The following is a 21,036-nucleotide window of genomic DNA, read 5'->3' as shown; positions in this document are numbered from 1 at the left end:
CTCCATTATGGAGCAGGCTTTCCTTTTTAAGACGGCATATTGCCGGAAGGGCTGATAAGTGCTAATGCATAGTCTTCGGTAAACAATTGTCTGGCAAGGCCGTTAACACGCTCTAAGTTCACGGCGTTTAATTCATTGATGATTTCATCTAATGTTTTATGTTTGCCGAGCAGCAGTTCATTTTTTCCGTTTCGGCTCATTTTGCTGTTTGTGCTTTCTAAGCTCAGCATTAAGCTTCCCTTCATTTGCTCTTTGCTGTTTTCCAGTTCTTTCGAGGTAATGCCGTCACGTTTTAATGTGGCAAGGGTTTCTTGAATTGTTTCCGACAGCTGCTGAAGCTGATTTGCACCCGTTCCGCCGTAAATCGTTAGCATTCCGCTGTCCTCATATGAGCTGTGATAGCTGTAAACAGAATAAGCAAGTCCTTTATCTTCACGCACATCTTGGAACAGCCGGCTGCTCATGCTGCCTCCGAGCACATTGTTGAGGACGATTAAATCATAAATACGTTCATGGCCAACCTCTAAGCCTTTAAATCCAAGGCACAAATGAGCCTGCTCTGTTTCTTTTTTTCTCGTCAGTTTTTCCGTGTGGAACTCAGGCTTCTCAAGGCCTGTCGCTTTACCTTTCGCCTCGTATGACCCGAACCATTTTTCTACATCTTTGATAAAACTGTCAGATATATTGCCCGCTACCGAAATCACCACTCGGTCCGGCGTATAATAATCATGCATGTATTGTCTGAGAGAGTCACCGTTAAAGGAAGCAAGCGTTTCTTCCGTGCCTAGAATTGGGTAGCCTAAAGAATGATTGCCGTAAGTGGCTTTGCTCAATAAATCATGTACAATGTCGTCCGGCGCATCTTCATACATTTTAATTTCTTCATATACTACATTTTTCTCTTTTTTCAGCTCGTTTTCATCAAACGTTGAATGAAAGAACATATCTGCTAATACGTCCAGCGCGTAATTCGCATGCTCGTCAAGCACCTTTGCATAGTAGCAGGTATATTCCTTTGAAGTAAACGCATTGACCTGGCCGCCAATACGATCAAAAGATTCTGCTATCTCGCGTGCAGATTTTGTGCTCGTCCCTTTAAAGAACATGTGCTCTAAAAAGTGAGAAATTCCGTTTATCTCCGGCGTTTCATGTCTCGAACCTGTGCCGATCCATACGCCGATCGCAACAGAACGGACTGTCGGGTTATTTTCCAGCACAATTCTTACACCATTTTGACACGTATATCGTTTAATCAAATTTGTTCCTCCTATTCAAAGACAAGCTGCCTTCATCTGTTACTTCAATAGTCTTGTTTCATCCATTAGTTCAGTGACTGTTCCAAGCGCATATCCTTTGTCTTTTATCTGTGTAATCAGCGCTTCAAGACTTTCCGCCGTAGGGTCAGTCGGATGCATTAAAATCATGGCACCATTATGTATCTTGCTTAACACTCTCGTCTGAAGTACAGACGGAGCCGGCTTTTGCCAATCGATTGTATCAACTGTCCACATGACTGTTCCCATCTGTTTCTCTGCTGCAATGTCGATAACCGCTTTTCTGAAACTTCCGCTTGGCGGAGCGAACCACTTTGGCTTAACACCGATCGTTTGTTCTATTTGTTCATTAGTCTTGTCGAGCTGCTCGGAAATTCTTCCTGTAGTCAGTTTGCTCATATCCGGATGATTGTATGAATGATTTCCGATTTCATGTCCGTCTTTTGCAATCTTCTTAGCGAGCTGTACATTGTTTCTCACCCAATTGCCTTCTAAAAAGAACGTAGCTTTAACCTGGTGCTTTTGCAGAATAGGGAGCATTTTTTCCAAATACTCATTTCCCCATGCCACATTGATTAAAAAAGCCACCATCGGTTTGTCAGGATTTCCTTTATAAATAGGCTCAGGCTGAAGTGACTCAAGATGAACACTTGGTTTTACTTGACTGTACACCAAATCTTTTTCCCGAAACTCACCATGCTTTTTCATTTTTTTATATGATTGTTCAATATTGACCTTTAATCCATTGTAGCCGGGAATGCTTTTCCACACTTTATCAATTCTTGCATTCTGGGGCTTAACTTCGTACTCCGGCGCTTTTTGAAGCAATTCTTCATATAACGGGTCTTTTGACGCCGTGACAGTCACCGTATCTTTTTTCATTGCCCCTATATAATCAAGTGCATGCGGATTTTCCATCATCTCAAATGAGACAAAAAAAAGAAATAAAAAAACGGCAAACGGTACAAATTTTTTGTACATGTTCTGTCCCCCCTCACCTCACATTATGAAGGAGAAGGACAAGGTAGAACCCGCCTGCTTTTGAAAAGCTTCAAAATAAAGAAGCCGGGTCTCCCAGGCTCCTTTTATGTTTTCATTTAAGATTGTTGTTCTTCTTTTTCTTTCTCTTCACGGAGCACCGCTTTGCGGGATAAATTCACTCGTCCTTGTTTATCAATTTCAGTGACTTTGACAAGAATCTCGTCTCCGATTTTTACAACATCTTCAACTTTCCCTACGCGTTCAAGCGCAAGCTCTGAAATGTGCACCAAGCCGTCTTTTCCGCTGAAAATTTCAACGAAAGCCCCGAATTTTTCAATCCGTTTCACTTTACCTAGGTAAAGTTGGCCGACTTCAACCTCTCTAACAAGGTCTTCGATGATTTTTTTCGCTTTTTGGTTGCCGCTTTCATCTGTAGAGGAAATAAAGATTGTGCCGTCCTGCTCAATATCAATTTTAACACCGGTTTCTTCGATGATCTTATTGATTTGTTTTCCGCTTGGTCCGATGACATCGCGGATTTTATCAGGATTAATGGTCATTGTTAAGATCTTAGGCGCATATCGAGAAAGCTCTTTTCTTGATTCGCTTAATGTTGCAAGCATGCTGTTGAGGATTTCCATTCTGCCCTTTTTCGCCTGCTGAAGCGCTTCTTCAAGAATCTCTCTGGAAAGGCCTTCAATTTTAATGTCCATTTGCAGGGCCGTTACGCCTTTTTCAGTTCCCGCTACTTTAAAGTCCATATCTCCGAGCGCGTCTTCCATGCCTTGGATGTCAGTCAAGACAGTGTAATGTTCGCCTGATTTGACAAGACCCATCGCAATACCAGCAACTGGCGCTTTAATCGGTACACCGGCATCCATCATTGCAAGTGTGCTTGCGCAAATGCTTGCTTGAGATGTAGAACCGTTTGATTCAAGCACTTCTGAAACAAGACGGACAGTATAAGGGAAGTCTTTTTCAGACGGAATAACTGGCTCAAGCGCACGCTCACCCAGTGCTCCGTGTCCGATTTCACGACGTCCCGGTCCGCGCATCGGTCCTGTTTCCCCAACGCTGAATTGCGGGAAGTTGTAATGATGCATAAACCGTTTCGACTCTTCGACACCTAAGCCGTCAAGGATTTGCACATCTCCCAGAGCACCTAGCGTACATACGCTGAGGGCCTGAGTTTGTCCCCTTGTAAATAGACCTGAACCGTGCGTTCTTGGCAAGAGGCCAACCTCTGAAGAGAGCGGGCGGATTTGATCGACACCGCGGCCGTCCGGTCTTACTTTCTCTTCAGTAATCAGGCGGCGAACTTCATTTTTCACCAGCTTGGATAAAATCTGCTTCACTTGCTTGATTGTGTCTTCATCATGTTCTTCATCCTCGAATTTTGCCACAACTGCGTTCTTCACTTCGTTAATGGCATCTTCACGGGCATGCTTTTCATGAACTTGGATGGCTTTCAGCAGATCCTCTTCTGCCAAAGCTTTTACTTTTTCATTAAGCTCTTCATCAATTTCAAAGAGCTTAATTTCAGATTTCTCTTTGCCGACTGCTGCAACAATTTCTTCTTGGAATGCAATCAGGCGTTTAATTTCTTCATGGCCGAACATAATGGCTTCAAGCATGATTTCCTCAGGAACTTCGTCCGCTCCCGCTTCTACCATGTTAATCGCATCTTTCGTGCCGGCAACGACAAGATTGATGTCGCTTTTTTCAAGCTGATCGACTGTCGGGTTAATGATAAATTGATCATCAATGCGTCCGACAGTAACCCCTGCAATCGGTCCTTCAAACGGAATATCCGATACAGAAAGTGCAAGAGATGAACCGAACATGGCAGCCATTTCTGAAGAGCAGTTTTGGTCAACACTCATGACAATGCTGATGACTTGAACTTCATTACGGAATCCATCGGCAAACAAAGGACGGATCGGACGGTCAATTAAACGGCTGGCAAGAACCGCTTTTTCACTTGGACGTCCTTCTCTTTTAATAAATCCGCCCGGAATTTTCCCTACCGCATATAATCTTTCTTCATAGTTTACAGTAAGAGGGAAGAAATCAAGCGGTTTAGGTTCTTTTGAAGCGGTTGCTGTACTAAGTACTGCTGTATCACCGTAGCGGATCATCACAGCACCATTTGCCTGTTTGGCAAGCTGGCCGGTTTCAACAGTAAGCGTTCTTCCGGCCCAATCTATGGTAAAGACATGTTTTTCTTGTCCCATACAATTACGAACTCCTCTCTTCGTTGTGTGAAATAATCAATTACTCCTATTATGAACGAAATGAATTGAACATATCAATGTCAAAGTAGTATGTAAAAGGATTTCAATGATTTGTTATAAGAAATTTCGCTTTAATACGATAAAAAAGCGGGAATCCTCCCGCTTTTTACGATTATCGACGTAAGCCTAGTTTGTTAATTAACTCACGGTAACGAGTTACGTCTTTATTACGCAGATACGTAAGAAGATTACGACGCTTACCTACCATTTTAAGAAGACCGCGACGTGAGTGGTGGTCTTTCTTGTGAGTACGTAAATGCTCGTTCAAGTTGTTAATTGAGTCAGTTAGGATAGCGATCTGAACTTCTGGAGATCCAGTATCAGATTCGTGTGTTTTGAACTCATTGATGAGTTGGTTTTTACGCTCTTGAGTAATTGCCATCCTGTTTCACCTCCAAATCATATTTAGCCCCAGTTACCTAGCAACCGTCGGTGACTTCGGATTGCCAAGCAATGGTTTTAAGACTACGAAAACTATCATACTAAAAATCGTGCCTATATGCAAATATTTTAGAATAAAATTTGCGTGCGTTGCAAGTTATTTCCGTAAATTGCTGAAATAACGGATGGCTTGCTGCTTATCTTTCTCAATTTGCTCTGTTAATTCTTTGATGCCATTGAATTTCCGCTCGCTCCGAATCCGTTTGTACCATTCGATTTTTATAGCGGCTCCATATACCTCTTGATCGAAATCAAACAGATTGACCTCGATGGAAGGCTGCTCAGGGCGCTTTTCATAAAACGTCGGCTTATAGCCAATATTGCAAACGCCATTGTAAACTTCGCCGTTCACTTCCGCTTTTACGGCATATACACCTGTGGGCGGGACGATATAGCTGTTATTTAAACCGACATTCGCTGTCGGAAACCCGATGGTCCGCCCTCTTTTATCACCATGAATGACAATTCCTTTAATAAAATAAGGTTGTCCAAGCAAGACATTCGCCAATTCAACATCTCCGTTTTGAAGCGCGGTACGGATATACGAAGAACTGATTTTTTTATCCTGCTCCGTTAATTTTTCTACCATTGTGCACCCAGCTTTTCCGTCTAAATCATCCGGCATGGTCTTCATTGTTCCCTTGCCGTATTTGCCGTACGTAAAGTCAAAGCCTGCCACTGCGTGCTGCACATTAAGGCCGATAATATACTGGTCTATAAACTGCTTAGGAGAAAGAGAAGCAAACACTTCATTAAATTTAACGACATACAGAACTTCTGTACCTAATTGTTCAATTTGATTTATTTTGTCTTCAAGAGGCGTAATCAGATCCTTAGGTTCCTTATCTCTGCCCAACACGTGAGAAGGATGGGGATGAAAGGTCATCACAGCCAATGTCAGACCTTTTTCTTCGGCTATTTGCTTCGCTGTGCAGATTACCTTTTGATGCCCGAGATGAACGCCGTCAAAATATCCTAACGCCATCACTGATTTTGCCTGCTCCTCTTTTATTAAATGATGAGGATGTGTAATATGTATCGTCTTCACAGAACGGTCACCTTTTTTCTATTGTTCGCTTTTTTGCATCAATACTTTTGCCGGCTTTAACAGCCCTTTTTTTGCAGGATGAGGGAAATAGATCGCCAAACAGGTTCCGGATTCAGTAAAGACGGCGATACGGTCTTCACTTGTCATTTCAGAAAACTGCTCGGGCGTCTCAAGCAAAGCCCCATTTTCTACTTTCTTAGCTAATGTATCACTTATGATCCATTTCGGCAAATGATTGAGCGCACGTTCAATAGGAACTGTATGCTCTTCCACGGTTCCGGATTGGGCCTGTGCTTCGAGCTCATCAAAAGTAAAGCATTCGTCGAGAGAAAAATCTCCGGATGCCGTACGGATTAAATGAGACATATGAGCCGGATATCCGAGCTTTTCTCCGATCATGACCGCCAGCGTCCTTACATAGGTCCCTTTGGAGCAAGTCACTGTAAACCGGAAGCTTGCGGTTTCTCCATGATGTTTAATCTCTGTCGTCAGGGCAATGTCTTCAATGGTTATCATACGTTTCGGACGTTCTACTTCAATCCCCGCTCTTGCGTATTCGTATAATTTTTTGCCGTTTACTTTTACAGCGGAATACATGGGCGGAATTTGTTCTTGTTTCCCCTTTAAACTGTTTAAAACCTTTTCTACATCCGCTTTATCAATGTCGTGATTGACAGGCTTTGTTTCCACCGTTTCTCCGGTTTGATCCTCTGTTGTGGTTGAAAAGCCAAGCGTTATTTCTGCATCATACGTTTTAGATTTTTCAGTTAAGTATTCGACTATTTTTGTCGCTCTTCCTACACAAATCGGAAGCACGCCTGACACTTCCGGATCGAGCGTTCCTGTATGTCCTACTTTTTTTGTTTTTAACAGCTTTCGGATCTTCATGACACAGTCGTGCGATGTCATGCCAACAGGTTTATGTAAAAGGAGAACTCCGTTAACCATTTGCCTTTCACTCCTTCTTTTTTAACTTTTTTCTTTTAAACGAAGAAAGAGGACAGACGATATACGCCTATCCTCTCATTTTTTATTCAGATGGTTTCTCTGAATGTAATTCGTGAATCAGTGTTTCGATCCGATTCCCGTAATCGATTGATTCATCGAACTCAAATTCAATTTCAGGCGTTTTTCGAAGTCTGATGCGGCTGCCGATTTCGGATCGGATAAATCCTTTCGCTTTTGCCAGTCCTTTCAGCGCTTCTTCCCGTTTTTTCTCGTCACCGAGAACCGAGATATACACCTTTGCAATTTGCAAATCACCTGATACACGTACATCCGTTACTGTCAGAAAACCAATTCTCGGGTCTTTCAGCTTGCGGCTGATAATATCACCGAGTTCTTTTTTCATCTGCTCGCCGACACGGTTTGCTCTCATACTCAATTCAATCACCTCTAAGTTAAAACCACTCTGTCCTAGTGATCGTCCGTTCAATTTCAGGAAAAGAATCGATAAACGCTAGGACGCGCTGCAGTTCTTTTTCTGTTTGAACGCGAGAGGAAGAAACAGCGGCGATTCCGAAGCTGGTTCTTTGCCAGGTGTCCTGATAGCCAATCTCCGAAATCGAAACATTGAACTTGTTTTGAACCCTGGTTAAAATCCGCTTCAGAACGGCACGCTTTTCTTTTAGCGATCCTGCATCATAAATGATGCATTCACACTCCGCAAATCCGATCACGTTCTTTCAATTTCTTGCATGACAAACGCTTCTAGGATGTCACCTTCACGAATGTCATTGTATTTCTTAATTGTAATACCACATTCATAGCCTTGTGAAACTTCTTTCACATCGTCTTTAAAGCGTTTCAGAACATCTACTTCGCCTTCAAAGATGACGACGCCGTCACGAATTAAACGGAGGCCGCTGTCGCGCGTAATGGTTCCTTCAGTAACATATCCGCCGGCAATTGTACCGATTTTAGATACTTTGAATGTTTGGCGTACTTCTACTTGACCAATTACTTTTTCTTCATATTCAGGATCAAGCATACCTTTCATGGCAGCTTCAATCTCGTCGATTACTTTGTAAATGATACGGTGAAGTCGAATATCTACATTTTCAGCTTCAGCCGTACTCTTAGCATTTCCGTCCGGTCTCACATTAAACCCAATAACAATTGCATTGGAAGCAGATGCCAAGATAATGTCAGATTCAGTAATCGCACCAACGCCTGTATGGATGATTTTCACTTTAACGCCTTCTACTTCAATTTTTTGAAGCGCAGCCGTTAAAGCTTCAGCAGATCCTTGAACGTCAGCTTTTACGATGAGGTTGATGTCTTTTACATCACCTTGCTTAATTTGCTCGAATAAATCATCAAGACTGAGCTTCGCTTTATCGCTGCGCTGCTCTTCAAGCTGTTTCGAAGCACGGGCTTCACCGACAGAACGAGCTGTTTTTTCATCCTTAAAGACAAGGAATTGGTCTCCTGCTTGAGGGACATCATTCAAACCGGTAATTTCAACCGGAGTTGATGGGCCGGCAGTTTTCACACGGCGGCCAATGTCGTTGACCATTGCACGGACACGGCCAAATGTATTGCCGACTACGATCGGATCACCGACATGCAGTGTTCCAGTCTGTACGAGCAACGTCGCAACTGACCCTCTGCCTTTATCGAGTTCAGCTTCAATAACCGTTCCTTTTGCCTGACGGTTCGGATTCGCTTTCAGTTCCTCTACCTCACTGACAAGCAAAATCATTTCAACGAGCTCATCAATGCCTTTTCCAGTTAAAGCAGAAAGCGGCACAAAAATGGTTTCTCCGCCCCAAGCTTCAGGGACAAGTCCGTATTCCGTCAGTTCTTGCATCACACGGTCAGGGTTTGCGGATTCTTTATCTATTTTATTCACAGCTACGATGATTGGAACCTCTGCTGCTTTTGCATGGTTAATCGCTTCAACTGTTTGCGGCATGACACCGTCATCGGCAGCTACGACAAGAATCGTAATATCAGTTACTTCTGCACCGCGTGCACGCATTGTTGTAAATGCGGCGTGGCCCGGTGTATCCAAGAACGTGATTTTCTTGCCGTTCTCTTCAATTTGATAAGCGCCGATATGCTGAGTGATTCCGCCTGCTTCTCCTTCAACAACCTTTGTTTTACGGATGCTGTCAAGAAGCGTTGTTTTCCCATGGTCAACGTGGCCCATGATTGTCACGACAGGAGGACGAATTTCAAGATCCTCTTCATTATCAGGCTCTTCGTATTTTTCCAGCTCTGTTTCTTCAAGCACAATGACCTCTTCTGTTTCAACACCATATTCTGATGCAATGAGTTCGATTGTGTCTTTATCAAGCTCTTGGTTAATGGTAGCCATTACGCCAAGAAGCATCAGCTTTTTAATGAGTTCTGAAGGCTCTTTGCCAAGCTCTTCAGCAAGTGCGCCAACTGTTAAAGTGCCAGAGAATGTAATTTTCTCAGGAAGCTCTTTTTTCGGCTTTACAGGCTTTTGCTGATGTTGGTTTTTATTGTTGTTGTTGTTGCGTTTATTTTTTTTGTTGTTGTTATTCTTCTTGTTTTTGTTAAATTGATTATTCTGCACGTCATTCTTCTTTCCGTCTCGAATTTTATTTGGTTGATTTCCAGCTGATTGCTGATTAACCCCTTGTGGCTGTTTGTTTTTGTTCGTTTCTGCTGGCTTTTGAGATTTAGCAGCTGCGCCGCCTTTTTTATATTTGGCATCAAGCTTTTTAATGGCCTTTTCTTCAAGCATGGCCATGTGATTATTCACTTCTAAATCCATGTTCTTCAGTGCGGTCAAAATTTCCTTACTTGAAACATTTAACGCTTTTGCATATTCGTATACTCTCATTTTAGCCATTCGTTCACCCCCAAAAATATTAATCGAGCAAGCTGATCAGCTTATTCGCAAAACCTTGGTCAGTGACGGCGACAACGACACGGGCTTCTTTACCGATAGAGCGTCCAAGAACCGCGCGACTCTCGACTTTTTTATAAGGGACTTTATAATAATTGCACTTGTCAGTTACTTTTTTTGCTGTGTTAGATGATGCATCCTCTGTAAGCAGGACAAGCTTTGCACGCGCATTCCTGATTTCTTTTATTACCAAGTCTTCGCCTGACACGACCTTACGAGCTCGATTGGCCAGACCCAGCAAGGGAAACCATTCCATTCCAGACATTTTATTTTTTCACCTTTTCCGCCAGTTCCAGCAATTCATCGAAAATCTGGTCATCGATTTGTGATTGAAATTGATTTTGCAAAGTGTTTTTCTTTTTTGCTGCTAAGATGCACTCTTTATCCAGCGTTAAATAAGCACCCCGCCCATTCTTTTTTCCGGTCGGGTCTACTGAGATTTCGCCTTCTTTCGACCGTACAACTCGGATCAGTTCCTTTTTAGGCTTCATTTCACCAGTCACTACACATTTGCGTAATGGGATCTTTTTGTGTTTATTCACCTAAAGTCACCTCTTATTCATCCGATTCAGCAGTTTCAGGCTCCGTAAAGAGCGGCTCATCATCTTCTTCAAGTTCTCTCGGATAGATTCCAAGTTCTCTTGCGTCCGTTTCGCTCTTAATATCAATCTTCCAGCCTGTCAGTTTAGCAGCTAAGCGTGCGTTTTGTCCTCTTTTGCCAATTGCCAGAGACAGCTGGTAATCAGGAACAATAACAGTTGTCGCTTTTTCTTCTTCATTAACAATGACATCAAGCACTTTGGAAGGGCTGAGCGCATTCGCGACAAATTCTACAGGATCACTGGACCAGTTGACAATGTCAATTTTTTCACCTTTTAATTCATTGACGATTGCTTGCACACGCTGGCCTTTAGGCCCTACGCATGAACCGACAGGATCCACGTCAGGATCATCTGTGCGAACAGAAATTTTTGAACGGTCGCCGGCTTCTCTGGCAACAGATTTTAGCTCGACAGTTCCATCATAAATTTCAGGCACTTCAATTTCAAACAAACGCTTTAACAGGCCTGGATGTGTTCTTGACACATAAATCTGCGGGCCCTTCGTTGTTTTTTCTACTTTTGTGATATATACCTTAATGCGGTCATGGGGCTTGTAGCTTTCATTCGGCATTTGCTCATTAACCGGCAGCAAGGCTTCTATTTTGCCTAAAGACACGTAGATAAATTTATTGTCCAGACGCTGGACGATCCCTGTCATGATGTCTTCTTCACGGTCGATAAATTCAGAATAAATCACACCGCGCTCAGCTTCGCGCACACGCTGTGTGACGACCTGCTTCGCTGTTTGAGCAGCTATGCGCCCGAAATCCTTAGGTGTAACTTCGATTTCGACGACATCGCCGACCATATATTCCGGATGGATGCCCTGCGCCTCTTCAATTGAGATCTCTAATCTCTGGTCGTATACTTCGTCAACGACATCTTTTCTTGCAAATACACGGATGGAGCCAGTTTCACGGTTTAGATCCACCCGTACATTTTGCGCTTGATTAAAATTCCGCTTATAAGCAGAAATTAACGCAGCTTCGATTGCTTCGATGATAATTTCTTTACTGATGCCTTTTTCTTTTTCAAGAATCGTGAGAGCATCTAATAATTCACTGCTCATTTAACGGTCTCCCCCCTTAAAACATTTGTATTCATTAGAATGTAACAGCTAATCTTGCATTAGCTATCTTTTCATACGGAATATTGATCCGTTTCTTTCTTGTTTTGATCGTGATCTCAACTGTCACTGTTTGTCCATCAAATTCAGCCAGTTCACCTTCAAACACTTTTACGCCGTCAATAGGCTCATACGTCTTAATGTATACGTTTTTTCCTAGTGATTTTTCGAAATCGGCTTTTTTCTTTAGCGGACGCTCAGCTCCTGGAGATGAGACTTCAAGAAAGTAATTTTGGCTGATTGGGTCTGCCTCATCAAGCTTTTCGCTTAAAGCTTCGCTTACTTTGGCACATTCCTCAATATCCACACCGTCATCGGAATCAATAAACACGCGAAGGAACCAGCTTTGGCCCTCTTTGACAAATTCAATGTCAACGAGTTCCAGCTGAAGGCTGTCTACGATTGGCTGAGCCATTTCTTGAACGGTGTCAGTCACTTTTTTGCTCATGTTCTTCCTCCTTGTGCTGTCGATCTCATATTCGTCTCGTCACTCTGCATAAAAACCCTGCTTCAAAAGAGCAGGGGCTAAAAAGTAAACGATGAACATGTCGAGACAAAATTCTCCTGTTCAATACAAAAGAGCGGGTTTCCCCACTCTTTGCCTCGGTAATCGTTAGCATTTCCAATAAAACTATACCATAACCATATTTTTATTGCAAATGGATATACGCTTACCTTCATACCTAAGCAAGTACAGAAACTCTAATATTACGATGGCACTTTTTGCGCTTATGTATGCATAGAAGCAGAATTTCTGAGAAATTCTGCTTTCCATATTAGAACAATGACAATTGGTTTTGATCAGGCAGTGATTCCAGACAGCCATGGCGATCTAAGTACTCTAAAATCGTTTTTGATACTTTCCCTCTCTTTTGCAAATCTTCTTTTGAGAGGAATTCGCCTTCTTCGCGAGCTTTTACAATGTTCAAAGCAGCGTTCGTCCCTAATCCTGGAATAGAGTTAAACGGCGGAATAAGACTGTTGCCGTCAATAATAAACTCTGTAGCGCTGGAGCGATATAAATCGACTTTTTGGAATGAATAGCCTCTCTCACACATCTCAAGCGCTAATTCTAAAACAGTCAGAAGGTTCTTTTCCTTCGGTGAAGCATCAAGTCCTTTAGAGTTTATATCCTCCATTACCGCTCTGATTGCTGTAGAGCCCTTGATCATTGTATCGATATCAAAGTCATCTGCACGAACGGTAAAATAAGCCGCATAATACAAAAGAGCATGATGCACTTTAAAGTAAGCAATGCGGACTGCCATTAAGACATATGCCGCGGCATGGGCTTTCGGGAACATGTATTTAATCTTTTTACAGGAATCAATATACCAGTCTGGGACATTGTTATTTTTCATTTCTTCTTCCCATTCAGGCGTTAATCCTTTTCCTTTACGCACGAATTCCATGATTTTAAAGGCAAGGGACGGTTCAAGGCCTTGATAGATTAAATAAACCATAATGTCATCACGGCAGCCGATAACCTCACTCAGCTCACAAATATTATTGTGGATGAGCTCCTGTGCATTGCCAAGCCATACATCAGTTCCGTGAGACAAGCCTGAAATCTGAACGAGCTCAGAAAAAGTGGTCGGCTTTGTATCTTCAAGCATCTGCCGGACAAATCGGGTTCCGAATTCAGGAATTCCAAGAGTACCCGTTTTACAGCCAATCTGTTCTTCAGTCACACCGAGTGATTCGGTTCCCTGGAAGATCTTCATCACTTCAGGATCATCCGTCGGAATTGTTTTCGGATCTATTCCGCTTAAGTCTTGAAGCATCCGAATAACAGTCGGGTCATCGTGTCCGAGAATATCAAGTTTTAACAGGTTGTCATGGATGGAGTGGAAATCAAAATGAGTCGTTTTCCACTCTGAACCTGTGGCATCTGCCGGGAACTGGATCGGTGAAAAATCATAAATATCCATATAATCCGGAACTACAATAATACCGCCAGGGTGTTGTCCAGTTGTACGTTTTACACCTGTGCATCCCTGTACGAGCCGATCTATTTCGGCACCGCGCATATGAAGATTGTTGTCTCCGGCATAGCCTTTTACATAACCGTAGGCTGTTTTTTCTGCCACCGTGCCTATTGTTCCCGCACGATATACATTGTCTTCTCCGAACAATACTTTTGTGTAATTGTGTGCTTGCGGCTGATATTCCCCTGAGAAGTTCAAATCGATATCAGGTACTTTGTCCCCTTTAAATCCTAAGAACGTTTCAAATGGAATATCATGGCCGTCTTTTTTCAAAGGCGTTCCGCAATGAGGGCATGTCTTGTCAGGCAGGTCAAAACCAGAACCGACAGAACCGTCATTAAAGAACTCAGAATGCTGGCACTCAGGACAAACATAGTGCGGCGGCAGCGGGTTTACCTCAGTAATCTCAGTAAGTGTCGCAACTAATGAAGATCCTACGGAACCACGGGAACCAACGAGATACCCGTCATCTAGTGAACGTTTTACAAGTTTGTGAGAGATCAAGTAAATAACAGCAAATCCGTGGCCAATAATACTCTTTAACTCTTTTTCAATCCGCGCTTCGACAATTTCAGGCAGCTCTTCCCCGTAAATGCTTCTTGCACGCTGATAGCTCATTTCTCTGATCTCTTCATCAGCGCCTTCGATTTTCGGCGTATATAAATCATCTTTAATCGGCTTGATGTCATCAACTAAAGAAGCAACCTTTTGGGTATTGGTGACTACGATCTCCTTCGCTTTTTCTTCACCTAAGAAAGAAAAAGCTTCAAGCATTTCGTCTGTCGTTCTGAAATGCACTTTCGGCAGTTCATGCCTGTTCAGCGGATTTGCCCCGCCTTGTGAGGATATTAAAATCTTTCTGTAGATTTTATCCTCATCATTCAAGTAATGGACATTTCCCGTCGCAACAACCGGTTTATTAAGCTTTTCCCCCAGCTTCGTGATATTCACAATAATTTCTTTCAGCGCTTTTTCATCACGGACCAGTTCAAGCTCCAGCAAGTGACGATACACTTCAGGCGGCTGAACCTCAAGGTAATCATAAAATGACGCGATATCTTCCACCTCTTCAGGCGATTTTTGCATCATTCCCTCAAAAACCTCTCCCCTGTCACAGGCAGAACCGATCAGCAGCCCTTCCCTGTATTTCTCAAGCTGAGATCTCGGAATACGCGGCACTCTGTAAAAATAATGAATATGAGAAAGTGACACAAGCTTAAATAAATTTTTAAGTCCCGTGCTGTTCACGGCAAGTAATGTTGCATGATACGGTCTTGATCTTTGATAAGCATTGGACTGACCCATATTTTCATTCAACTCATCATGGTACTGAATGCCTTTTTCAGCTGCGTCTTTCAGCATTTTCAGAAGCAAATAAGCGGTTGCCTCAGTATCATAGATCGCACGGTGATGCTGTGTGAGTTCGATATCAAACTTTTTACAAAGTGTGTTCAACCGGTGGTTCTTAAATTCCGGATAGAGAAAACGTCCAAGTTCAAGCGTATCAATGACTGGGTTTTTAGCTTTATCGACTTCAAGAAGCTTTTTATAGGCTACATTTAAGAATCCCATATCAAAGCTTGCATTATGAGCGACAAGGATATCATCGCCAATCCATTCTCTGAAATCTCTTATTACATCTACGACATCCGGAGCGTCTTGTAGCATATCATCAGTGATCCCTGTCAGCTCTATGATTGTGGCGGAAAGCGGACGATGCGGGTTCGCAAACGCCTCAAATTTATCAATAATTTCTCCGCCTTTTACTTTTACTGCAGCCAGTTCAATAATGGTATCGTATACAGCAGACAATCCTGTCGTCTCAACGTCAAAAACAACATATGTTTCTTCTTCGAGCAGACGATGTGCGGCATTATAAGCAATTGGCACGCCATCATCCACGAGATTCGCTTCCATCCCGTAAATCATTTTAATTCCATGCTTTTTTGCCGCAGAATACGCATCAGGGAAGGATTGAACGACAGCATGGTCAGTCAAAGCGATGGCCTCATGCCCCCATTTTTTCGCCTGTTCGACAAGCTTTCCGATACCCGTAACAGCATCCATTTGGCTCATTGGGGAATGAAGATGCAATTCCACTCTTTTTTCTCCTTCAGGTGCTGAATCTTCACGGGTTTTTGCTTTTATTTCGTTTACGTCATTTGCGATCATGACAAGGTCTCTGACAAATGTATCATTTTGAATGCTTCCGCGTGCTTTTACCCACATTCCTTTTTTCAGAGACTTCATCAGTGCCGCATCTTCTTTTTCACGTGCAAACATTTTGATCAAAATACTATTTGTATAGTCTGTAATTTTGAAGATACACAGCGTGCGCCCGCTCTTCAGCTCGCGCGTCTCCACATCAAACACATAACCTTGGACCGTAATTCTCCGTTCTTCGTCCATGATGCTGTCAAGTGTCCGGATTTCCTCGTTATCTTTAATTTGATAACCGATAACAAGAGGACCAGATGGTGCTTGGTCTTCATCACTTTCTTTATCTTTCTTCTCCATTTCAATCAAGGCCTGCATCGCCCGCTCTTGGTCTTCCGCAAGCTTTTGTTCCCGAAACTTTTGAACTTCCTGCTCGGATACAAATATTTCAGCATCAAGCTGAAGATCCGGAAAGCCAAATTGACGGTAGCCTGCTTGAATCATGGAACTGTATTTGTTTTTTAGCGCAGCCGCTTCTGTATCCGTTTTGGTTTTGACAATCAGTTTATTGCCCTTCAGCTTCGGTTTTTGCTGGTTTAAAAGACTGATAATCGGCGGCGAAATGCCCTGCAGTTCTTCAATGCAGCGTGACCAGTAGTCTTGAACGATACTTTCACTGACCTCGGCATCCTGAACTTCAATTGAAGATGTCACTTTTGCTATGTGGGCAAACGATTGCGTCAGCCTCGTTGTTAATGTGTCATATATTTGAAAAGGCAGCAAAGATTTAAATTGAAAATGAAAATGCCAAGACTTAGAAGCTTTGTGAATTGTCAGCTTTTTAATCTCGCCATGTTCAAAGTATGTCATGAAGGTATCATCTGTCATATTAATCTGCTGCAGAAGAATTTGAAACTGCCTTCTGTTTACTGATAACTGTTCCATTAAGACAGTATCCCTCCCTAAAAACATCATAAGTGAAGGTACCTCAGGCAATGAGGTACCTTCTATTATTTCTATTTTAACATGTTTTTTGATAAATCGTTATGGTGATTACTGCTTGCTGATAAACGCAGATAATTCGTCTACTGAAATCTCAGTTGACTCACCAGTTTGGCGAATTTTCACTTCGACGATTCCTTCGTCAGCCCGTTTTCCGACAGTGATGCGGATTGGAAGGCCGATTAGATCTGAATCAGCGAATTTTACGCCGGCACGCTCAGCACGGTCGTCATAGAGCACTTCATAGCCTTCCGCTTTTAAATCGGCATACAGCTTTTCAGCAAGCTCTCTTTGCCCATCGTTTTTCATGTTCAATGCAAGAATATGAAGATCGTACGGCGCAACGCTTTTTGGCCATATTAAGCCTTTTTCGTCGTGATGCTGTTCAGCAATAGCAGAAAGCGTTCTTGACACACCGATTCCGTAACAGCCCATCAGCATTGGCTGCGCGCGTCCGTTTTCATCTAAATATGTCGCATTCATCGCTTCTGAATAGCGTGTTCCGAGCTTAAAGACTTGTCCGACTTCGATTCCCTCAGCAAAACGGATCGTTCCCTTGCCGTCTGGTGAAGGATCACCTTCTTTAATAAAACGAAGATCAGCAAATTCTTTAATTTGCGCGTCACGATTCACATTGACATTTTTATAATGATGATCTCCTTCATTTGCCCCGGCAACAGCATTAACCATTGCTTTCACAGCTTGATCGGCATATACTTCCACATCCTGATGAATACCGACAGGGCCTACAAAACCTGGCTCTGTTCCGAGCTGCTGAATGACCTCTTCATGTGTGGCAAGCTCTACAACTTCTGCATGAAGCAAGTTTTTCACTTTAATATCGTTAACTTCATGATCCCCTCTTACAAGCACTAAGACAAAACGGTCATCAGCTTTAAACAATACTGACTTAATGCACGCTTCAGCCGAAACCTGCAAGAACGCAGTCAGTTCTTCGATTGTTTTCACGTTAGGCGTATGAACCTTCTCTAGAGCTTTAGGCTCTTCATCTGAAGGAACTTCCTGGTGAAGAACTTCAGCCATCTCGATATTAGCCGCGTACTGTGATTCATCAGAATACGCAATCGTATCCTCTCCGATCGCAGAAAGTGCCATAAATTCGTGCGTATCCTTTCCTCCCATTGCGCCTGAATCAGCGATAACAGGTCTTACATTAATGCCGCAGCGGGCAAAAATATTAGAATAGGCTTCGTACATTTTTTGATACGTTTCATCCAGACTCTCTGCAGATGCATGGAAAGAGTACGCATCCTTCATAATAAATTCGCGGCCTCTTAACAAACCGAAGCGAGGACGTTTTTCATCTCTGAACTTAGACTGAATTTGATAAAGAGTCAGAGGGAGACGCTTATAAGATTTAACCTCATCGCGAACAAGCGAAGTGATAACCTCTTCATGCGTTGCCCCTAAAGCAAATTCACGGCCATGACGGTCTTTTAGCCTCATCAGTTCGGGACCATACGTATACCATCTGCCTGATTCCTGCCATGTCTCTGCCTGCTGCAATGCGGGCATGAGCATTTCTACGGCATCAATTTTCTCCATTTCCTCTCGAACAATCTGCTGAATGTTTTGAATCACCTTATACGCCAGAGGCATATAGCTGTATACCCCGCTCGTATTCTGTCTGATAAATCCTGCTCTCAGAAGAAGCTGATGACTTTTTGCTTCGGCATCAGCTGGAACTTCACGGAGCGTAGGAATAAGCGTCAAGCTTTGTCTCATTTCTTCGCACCTCTGATTGATTTACTTTTCGTTTACAAAAACAGCCGCTGGATATCGTTCCATGTGACAACCAGCATAAGAAGCATTAAGAAAGCTACTCCGATAAACACAACAAATGCTTCTTTTTCCCTGTTAATCGGTTTGCCCCGAATCGCTTCAATAAATAGAAACAACAGTCTTCCTCCGTCAAGTGCCGGAATCGGAAGCAGATTGACAATCCCAAGGTTAATGCTTAAAAACGCCGCAAACTGAAATAAGTTCACGATCCCTGTTTTCGCCACTTGGTCTGTCATATCATATATGCCGACAGGACCTGACAGCATATCGAGTTTAAATTGGCCTGTTACTAATTTGCTCAGATTGGTTAAAATCGCTTTAGTGACATCAACTGTTGATGTCGCGCCGTAAGCAACTGCTGAGAGGACGCCTTTTTCAGTCGGCGCATAGGAACCGAAACGTCCGATTGTTTTTTTGTTCTCATCTTTAACAGCTTCCGGAGTCACTGAAATATGAAGCGTTTTGTTATCTCTTTTTACTGCAACGTCCATTTCTTTATCCGGGTTTTCTTTTACAGCGGAGACAATGTCAGTCCAAGACCTCATTTTCTCTCCGTTAATGCTTTGGATATAATCCCCTTCTTTTAGCCCTGCTTCAGCCGCCCGTCCATTGTCTGTCAGCTGCCCGAGCATAGGTTCATTTGACGGTACGCCTTGAATCAGCCCAAGCATCACTAAAATGACGTAAGCTAAAATAAAGTTCATAATCGGCCCTGCAGCAATTGCTTTAATCCGCTGCCACACAGGTTTGGAACCAAATTGGCGATTATACGGCGCAATCTGCACTTCTTCTCCGTCTACAATAAAAAAGGATGTTTCGCTGACAGTAAAGCTGGAAAGTTCGTCCTCTTTCCCCTGTTCATAACCTGTGATCTTCATGTCATGCTCTAGATCCGCTGTTTCCACTTCAATGACTAAAGCATCCGGATATTTTTCCTTTTGATTGATGATGACTTTCTCAACTTGATCTTCTTTATTAAAGAGAAGCCCGACCGTGTATCCGGGTTTCACCTCAATCATTTCCGGATCTTCGCCGGCCATACGAACAAACCCGCCGACCGGAAGCAGCCTGATCGTATAAACTGTTTCATTTTTTTTGAAAGAAAAAATCTTTGGACCGAAGCCGATCGCAAATTCACGGCAGAGAATTCCCGCTCTTTGGGCTAGCAATAAATGGCCCAGTTCATGGAAGAAAACGAGCGTTCCGAAAATAATGATAAACGCTATAACTGTATTCACGAACATACCACCTTATGTGAGTATTGAATTGACGTATCCCCGGGTATCTTTGTCCACTTCTTGAATGTCCGCCAGGCTCGGTTTTTTCAGTAATTGATGGCGGGTTAGTGCCTTTTCGATACAGTCTTCAATAGCCAAAAACGGTATCTTGCCAGCTAAAAAGGCAGCGACAGCTACTTCATTTGCCGCATTTAGCACTGTCGGCATTGTTCCTCCTATTTTACCTGATTCAAAAGCAAATTGTAAGCATCGGAACCTGTCAAAATCAGCTTTCTCAAAATGAAGGCTGCCGATTTCCCATAATTCAAGCCTTTTCGCATCTGGTAATGGCAATCGGTCAGGATAAGTGAGCGCATATTGAATGGGGACTCTCATATCCGGAGTTCCGAGCTGTGCGATCACACTTTTATCATGGAACTCAACCATTGAATGGATGATGCTCTCCTTATGTAAAACCACATCAATTTGTTCATAAGGTATATCGAAAAGCCAGTGTGCCTCGATCACCTCTAATCCCTTATTCATCATTGTAGCCGAATCAATTGTAATTTTTGCACCCATTGACCAGTTTGGATGTTTTAATGCATCTTCAACTGTTACTGATTCGAGCTCCTCCCGCGTCTTGTCCCGAAAACTTCCGCCGGATGCCGTAATGATGAGGCGTTCAATGTTTTTAGTCTGTTCGCCTTGAAGAGCTTGAAAAATGGCTGAATGCTCACTGTCAACAGGCAGCAGCGGAACATCATATTTCTTAGCATGTTCTTTTACTATATGCCCTGCAGTGACAAGAGTTTCCTTATTTGCAAGCGCAATTGTTTTTTTCTGTTCAATTGCCTTTAACGTCGGGATAAGGCCGACGCTTCCAAGCAAAGCGTTGACAACAATGTCAACCTCCTCCATCACTGCTGCTTCTATCAGTCCTTCTTCTCCCAGCCCGATTTGGCATTCAAAAGAAAAAGACATTTGTTTTAATTTATGATATGTATCCAGATCACCGACAGAGACAAACTTCGGCTGAAAGACCTCAATCATTGGAACGGCCTTATCAATATTTCTGCCAAACGACATAGATACCAGCTGAAATTGATCTTGATGTGCACGCAGTACATCAAGAGTCTGTTCGCCGATTGATCCTGTTGCTCCTAAAAGACAAATATTTTTCAAAGTTGCCACTACTCCTATTCTTATTGCTGCATGAT

Annotated in this window: 17 protein-coding genes; all 17 read right to left on the bottom strand. The window is 42.9% G+C overall.

Annotated features, from left to right (window positions below):
• Window positions 1–26: 26 nt before the first annotated feature.
• The gene (locus tag NX903_RS08360; protein ID WP_003245717.1) at window positions 27–1,256 is read right to left on the bottom strand and encodes a M16 family metallopeptidase; all 1,230 of its coding nucleotides are present in this window, start codon (window positions 1,254–1,256) and stop codon (window positions 27–29) included.
• Window positions 1,257–1,295: 39 nt separating this feature from the next.
• Window positions 1,296–2,255: a polysaccharide deacetylase family protein gene (locus tag NX903_RS08355; protein ID WP_064671390.1), complete on the bottom strand. Its 960-nt coding sequence runs from the start codon at window positions 2,253–2,255 to the stop codon at window positions 1,296–1,298.
• 116 nt (window positions 2,256–2,371) lie between these two features.
• Entirely contained in the window at window positions 2,372–4,489 is a 2,118-nt protein-coding gene (gene pnp, locus NX903_RS08350) for a polyribonucleotide nucleotidyltransferase (protein WP_003231897.1), read from the bottom strand.
• 172 nt (window positions 4,490–4,661) lie between these two features.
• On the bottom strand, window positions 4,662–4,931 hold the full coding sequence (gene rpsO, locus NX903_RS08345) for a 30S ribosomal protein S15 (RefSeq protein ID WP_003220957.1): 270 nt from the start codon (window positions 4,929–4,931) through the stop codon (window positions 4,662–4,664).
• Window positions 4,932–5,087: 156 nt separating this feature from the next.
• The gene (gene ribF / locus NX903_RS08340) at window positions 5,088–6,038 is read right to left on the bottom strand and encodes a bifunctional riboflavin kinase/FAD synthetase (protein ID WP_049140022.1); all 951 of its coding nucleotides are present in this window, start codon (window positions 6,036–6,038) and stop codon (window positions 5,088–5,090) included.
• An 18-nt stretch (window positions 6,039–6,056) separates the two neighbouring features.
• Window positions 6,057–6,986 carry a tRNA pseudouridine(55) synthase TruB gene (gene truB, locus NX903_RS08335; protein ID WP_015252083.1) on the bottom strand — a complete coding sequence of 310 codons (930 nt, stop codon included), beginning with the start codon at window positions 6,984–6,986 and terminating at the stop codon, window positions 6,057–6,059.
• Between the two features lie 82 nt (window positions 6,987–7,068).
• Window positions 7,069–7,422 carry a 30S ribosome-binding factor RbfA gene (rbfA, locus tag NX903_RS08330; RefSeq protein WP_009967251.1) on the bottom strand — a complete coding sequence of 118 codons (354 nt, stop codon included), beginning with the start codon at window positions 7,420–7,422 and terminating at the stop codon, window positions 7,069–7,071.
• A 16-nt stretch (window positions 7,423–7,438) separates the two neighbouring features.
• On the bottom strand, window positions 7,439–7,717 hold the full coding sequence (locus NX903_RS08325) for a DUF503 domain-containing protein (protein ID WP_003220950.1): 279 nt from the start codon (window positions 7,715–7,717) through the stop codon (window positions 7,439–7,441).
• Entirely contained in the window at window positions 7,714–9,864 is a 2,151-nt protein-coding gene (gene infB, locus NX903_RS08320) for a translation initiation factor IF-2 (protein WP_003231906.1), read from the bottom strand. Before infB ends, NX903_RS08325 begins: the two co-directional genes overlap by 4 nt.
• A gap of 19 nt (window positions 9,865–9,883) precedes the next feature.
• On the bottom strand, window positions 9,884–10,186 hold the full coding sequence (locus NX903_RS08315; protein ID WP_003220946.1) for a YlxQ family RNA-binding protein: 303 nt from the start codon (window positions 10,184–10,186) through the stop codon (window positions 9,884–9,886).
• 1 nt (window position 10,187) lies between these two features.
• On the bottom strand, window positions 10,188–10,463 hold the full coding sequence (gene rulR / locus NX903_RS08310; RefSeq protein ID WP_009967250.1) for a glucose-induced regulator RulR: 276 nt from the start codon (window positions 10,461–10,463) through the stop codon (window positions 10,188–10,190).
• 13 nt (window positions 10,464–10,476) lie between these two features.
• Window positions 10,477–11,592: a transcription termination factor NusA gene (gene nusA / locus NX903_RS08305; RefSeq protein ID WP_003231912.1), complete on the bottom strand. Its 1,116-nt coding sequence runs from the start codon at window positions 11,590–11,592 to the stop codon at window positions 10,477–10,479.
• A gap of 34 nt (window positions 11,593–11,626) precedes the next feature.
• Window positions 11,627–12,097 carry a ribosome maturation factor RimP gene (gene rimP / locus NX903_RS08300; RefSeq protein ID WP_003231915.1) on the bottom strand — a complete coding sequence of 157 codons (471 nt, stop codon included), beginning with the start codon at window positions 12,095–12,097 and terminating at the stop codon, window positions 11,627–11,629.
• A 328-nt stretch (window positions 12,098–12,425) separates the two neighbouring features.
• The gene (locus NX903_RS08295; protein ID WP_086343842.1) at window positions 12,426–16,739 is read right to left on the bottom strand and encodes a PolC-type DNA polymerase III; all 4,314 of its coding nucleotides are present in this window, start codon (window positions 16,737–16,739) and stop codon (window positions 12,426–12,428) included.
• A 108-nt stretch (window positions 16,740–16,847) separates the two neighbouring features.
• Window positions 16,848–18,542, bottom strand: coding sequence for a proline--tRNA ligase (proS, locus tag NX903_RS08290; protein ID WP_003231918.1), 1,695 nt, complete (start codon window positions 18,540–18,542; stop codon window positions 16,848–16,850).
• Between the two features lie 32 nt (window positions 18,543–18,574).
• Complete coding sequence (gene rseP, locus NX903_RS08285) at window positions 18,575–19,843, bottom strand: RIP metalloprotease RseP (protein WP_080332235.1); 1,269 nt, start codon at window positions 19,841–19,843, stop codon at window positions 18,575–18,577.
• 6 nt (window positions 19,844–19,849) lie between these two features.
• The gene (gene dxr / locus NX903_RS08280; protein WP_086343841.1) at window positions 19,850–21,001 is read right to left on the bottom strand and encodes a 1-deoxy-D-xylulose-5-phosphate reductoisomerase; all 1,152 of its coding nucleotides are present in this window, start codon (window positions 20,999–21,001) and stop codon (window positions 19,850–19,852) included.
• Window positions 21,002–21,036 lie beyond the last annotated feature (35 nt).

Source organism: Bacillus sp. FSL R5-0576 (assembly GCF_038004765.1).
In the GTDB taxonomy this organism is placed as follows: domain Bacteria; phylum Bacillota; class Bacilli; order Bacillales; family Bacillaceae; genus Bacillus; species Bacillus subtilis.
Note: the sequence above shows the minus strand (reverse complement) of the source record. Positions and strands in the feature narration are given on the sequence as shown.

Bases quoted from the DNA above. Each gene is read 5' to 3' on its own strand.
- NX903_RS08355 (WP_064671390.1), bottom strand. From the start codon at position 2,255: ATGTACAAAAAATTTGTACCGTTTGCCGTTTTTTTATTTCTTTTTTTT.
- pnp (WP_003231897.1), bottom strand. From the start codon at position 4,489: ATGGGACAAGAAAAACATGTCTTTACCATAGATTGGGCCGGAAGAACG.
- rpsO (WP_003220957.1), bottom strand. From the start codon at position 4,931: ATGGCAATTACTCAAGAGCGTAAAAACCAACTCATCAATGAGTTCAAA.
- truB (WP_015252083.1), bottom strand. From the start codon at position 6,986: ATGGTTAACGGAGTTCTCCTTTTACATAAACCTGTTGGCATGACATCG.
- infB (WP_003231906.1), bottom strand. From the start codon at position 9,864: ATGGCTAAAATGAGAGTATACGAATATGCAAAAGCGTTAAATGTTTCA.
- NX903_RS08315 (WP_003220946.1), bottom strand. From the start codon at position 10,186: ATGTCTGGAATGGAATGGTTTCCCTTGCTGGGTCTGGCCAATCGAGCT.
- nusA (WP_003231912.1), bottom strand. From the start codon at position 11,592: ATGAGCAGTGAATTATTAGATGCTCTCACGATTCTTGAAAAAGAAAAA.
- rimP (WP_003231915.1), bottom strand. From the start codon at position 12,097: ATGAGCAAAAAAGTGACTGACACCGTTCAAGAAATGGCTCAGCCAATC.
- NX903_RS08295 (WP_086343842.1), bottom strand. From the start codon at position 16,739: ATGGAACAGTTATCAGTAAACAGAAGGCAGTTTCAAATTCTTCTGCAG.
- proS (WP_003231918.1), bottom strand. From the start codon at position 18,542: ATGAGACAAAGCTTGACGCTTATTCCTACGCTCCGTGAAGTTCCAGCT.
- rseP (WP_080332235.1), bottom strand. From the start codon at position 19,843: ATGTTCGTGAATACAGTTATAGCGTTTATCATTATTTTCGGAACGCTC.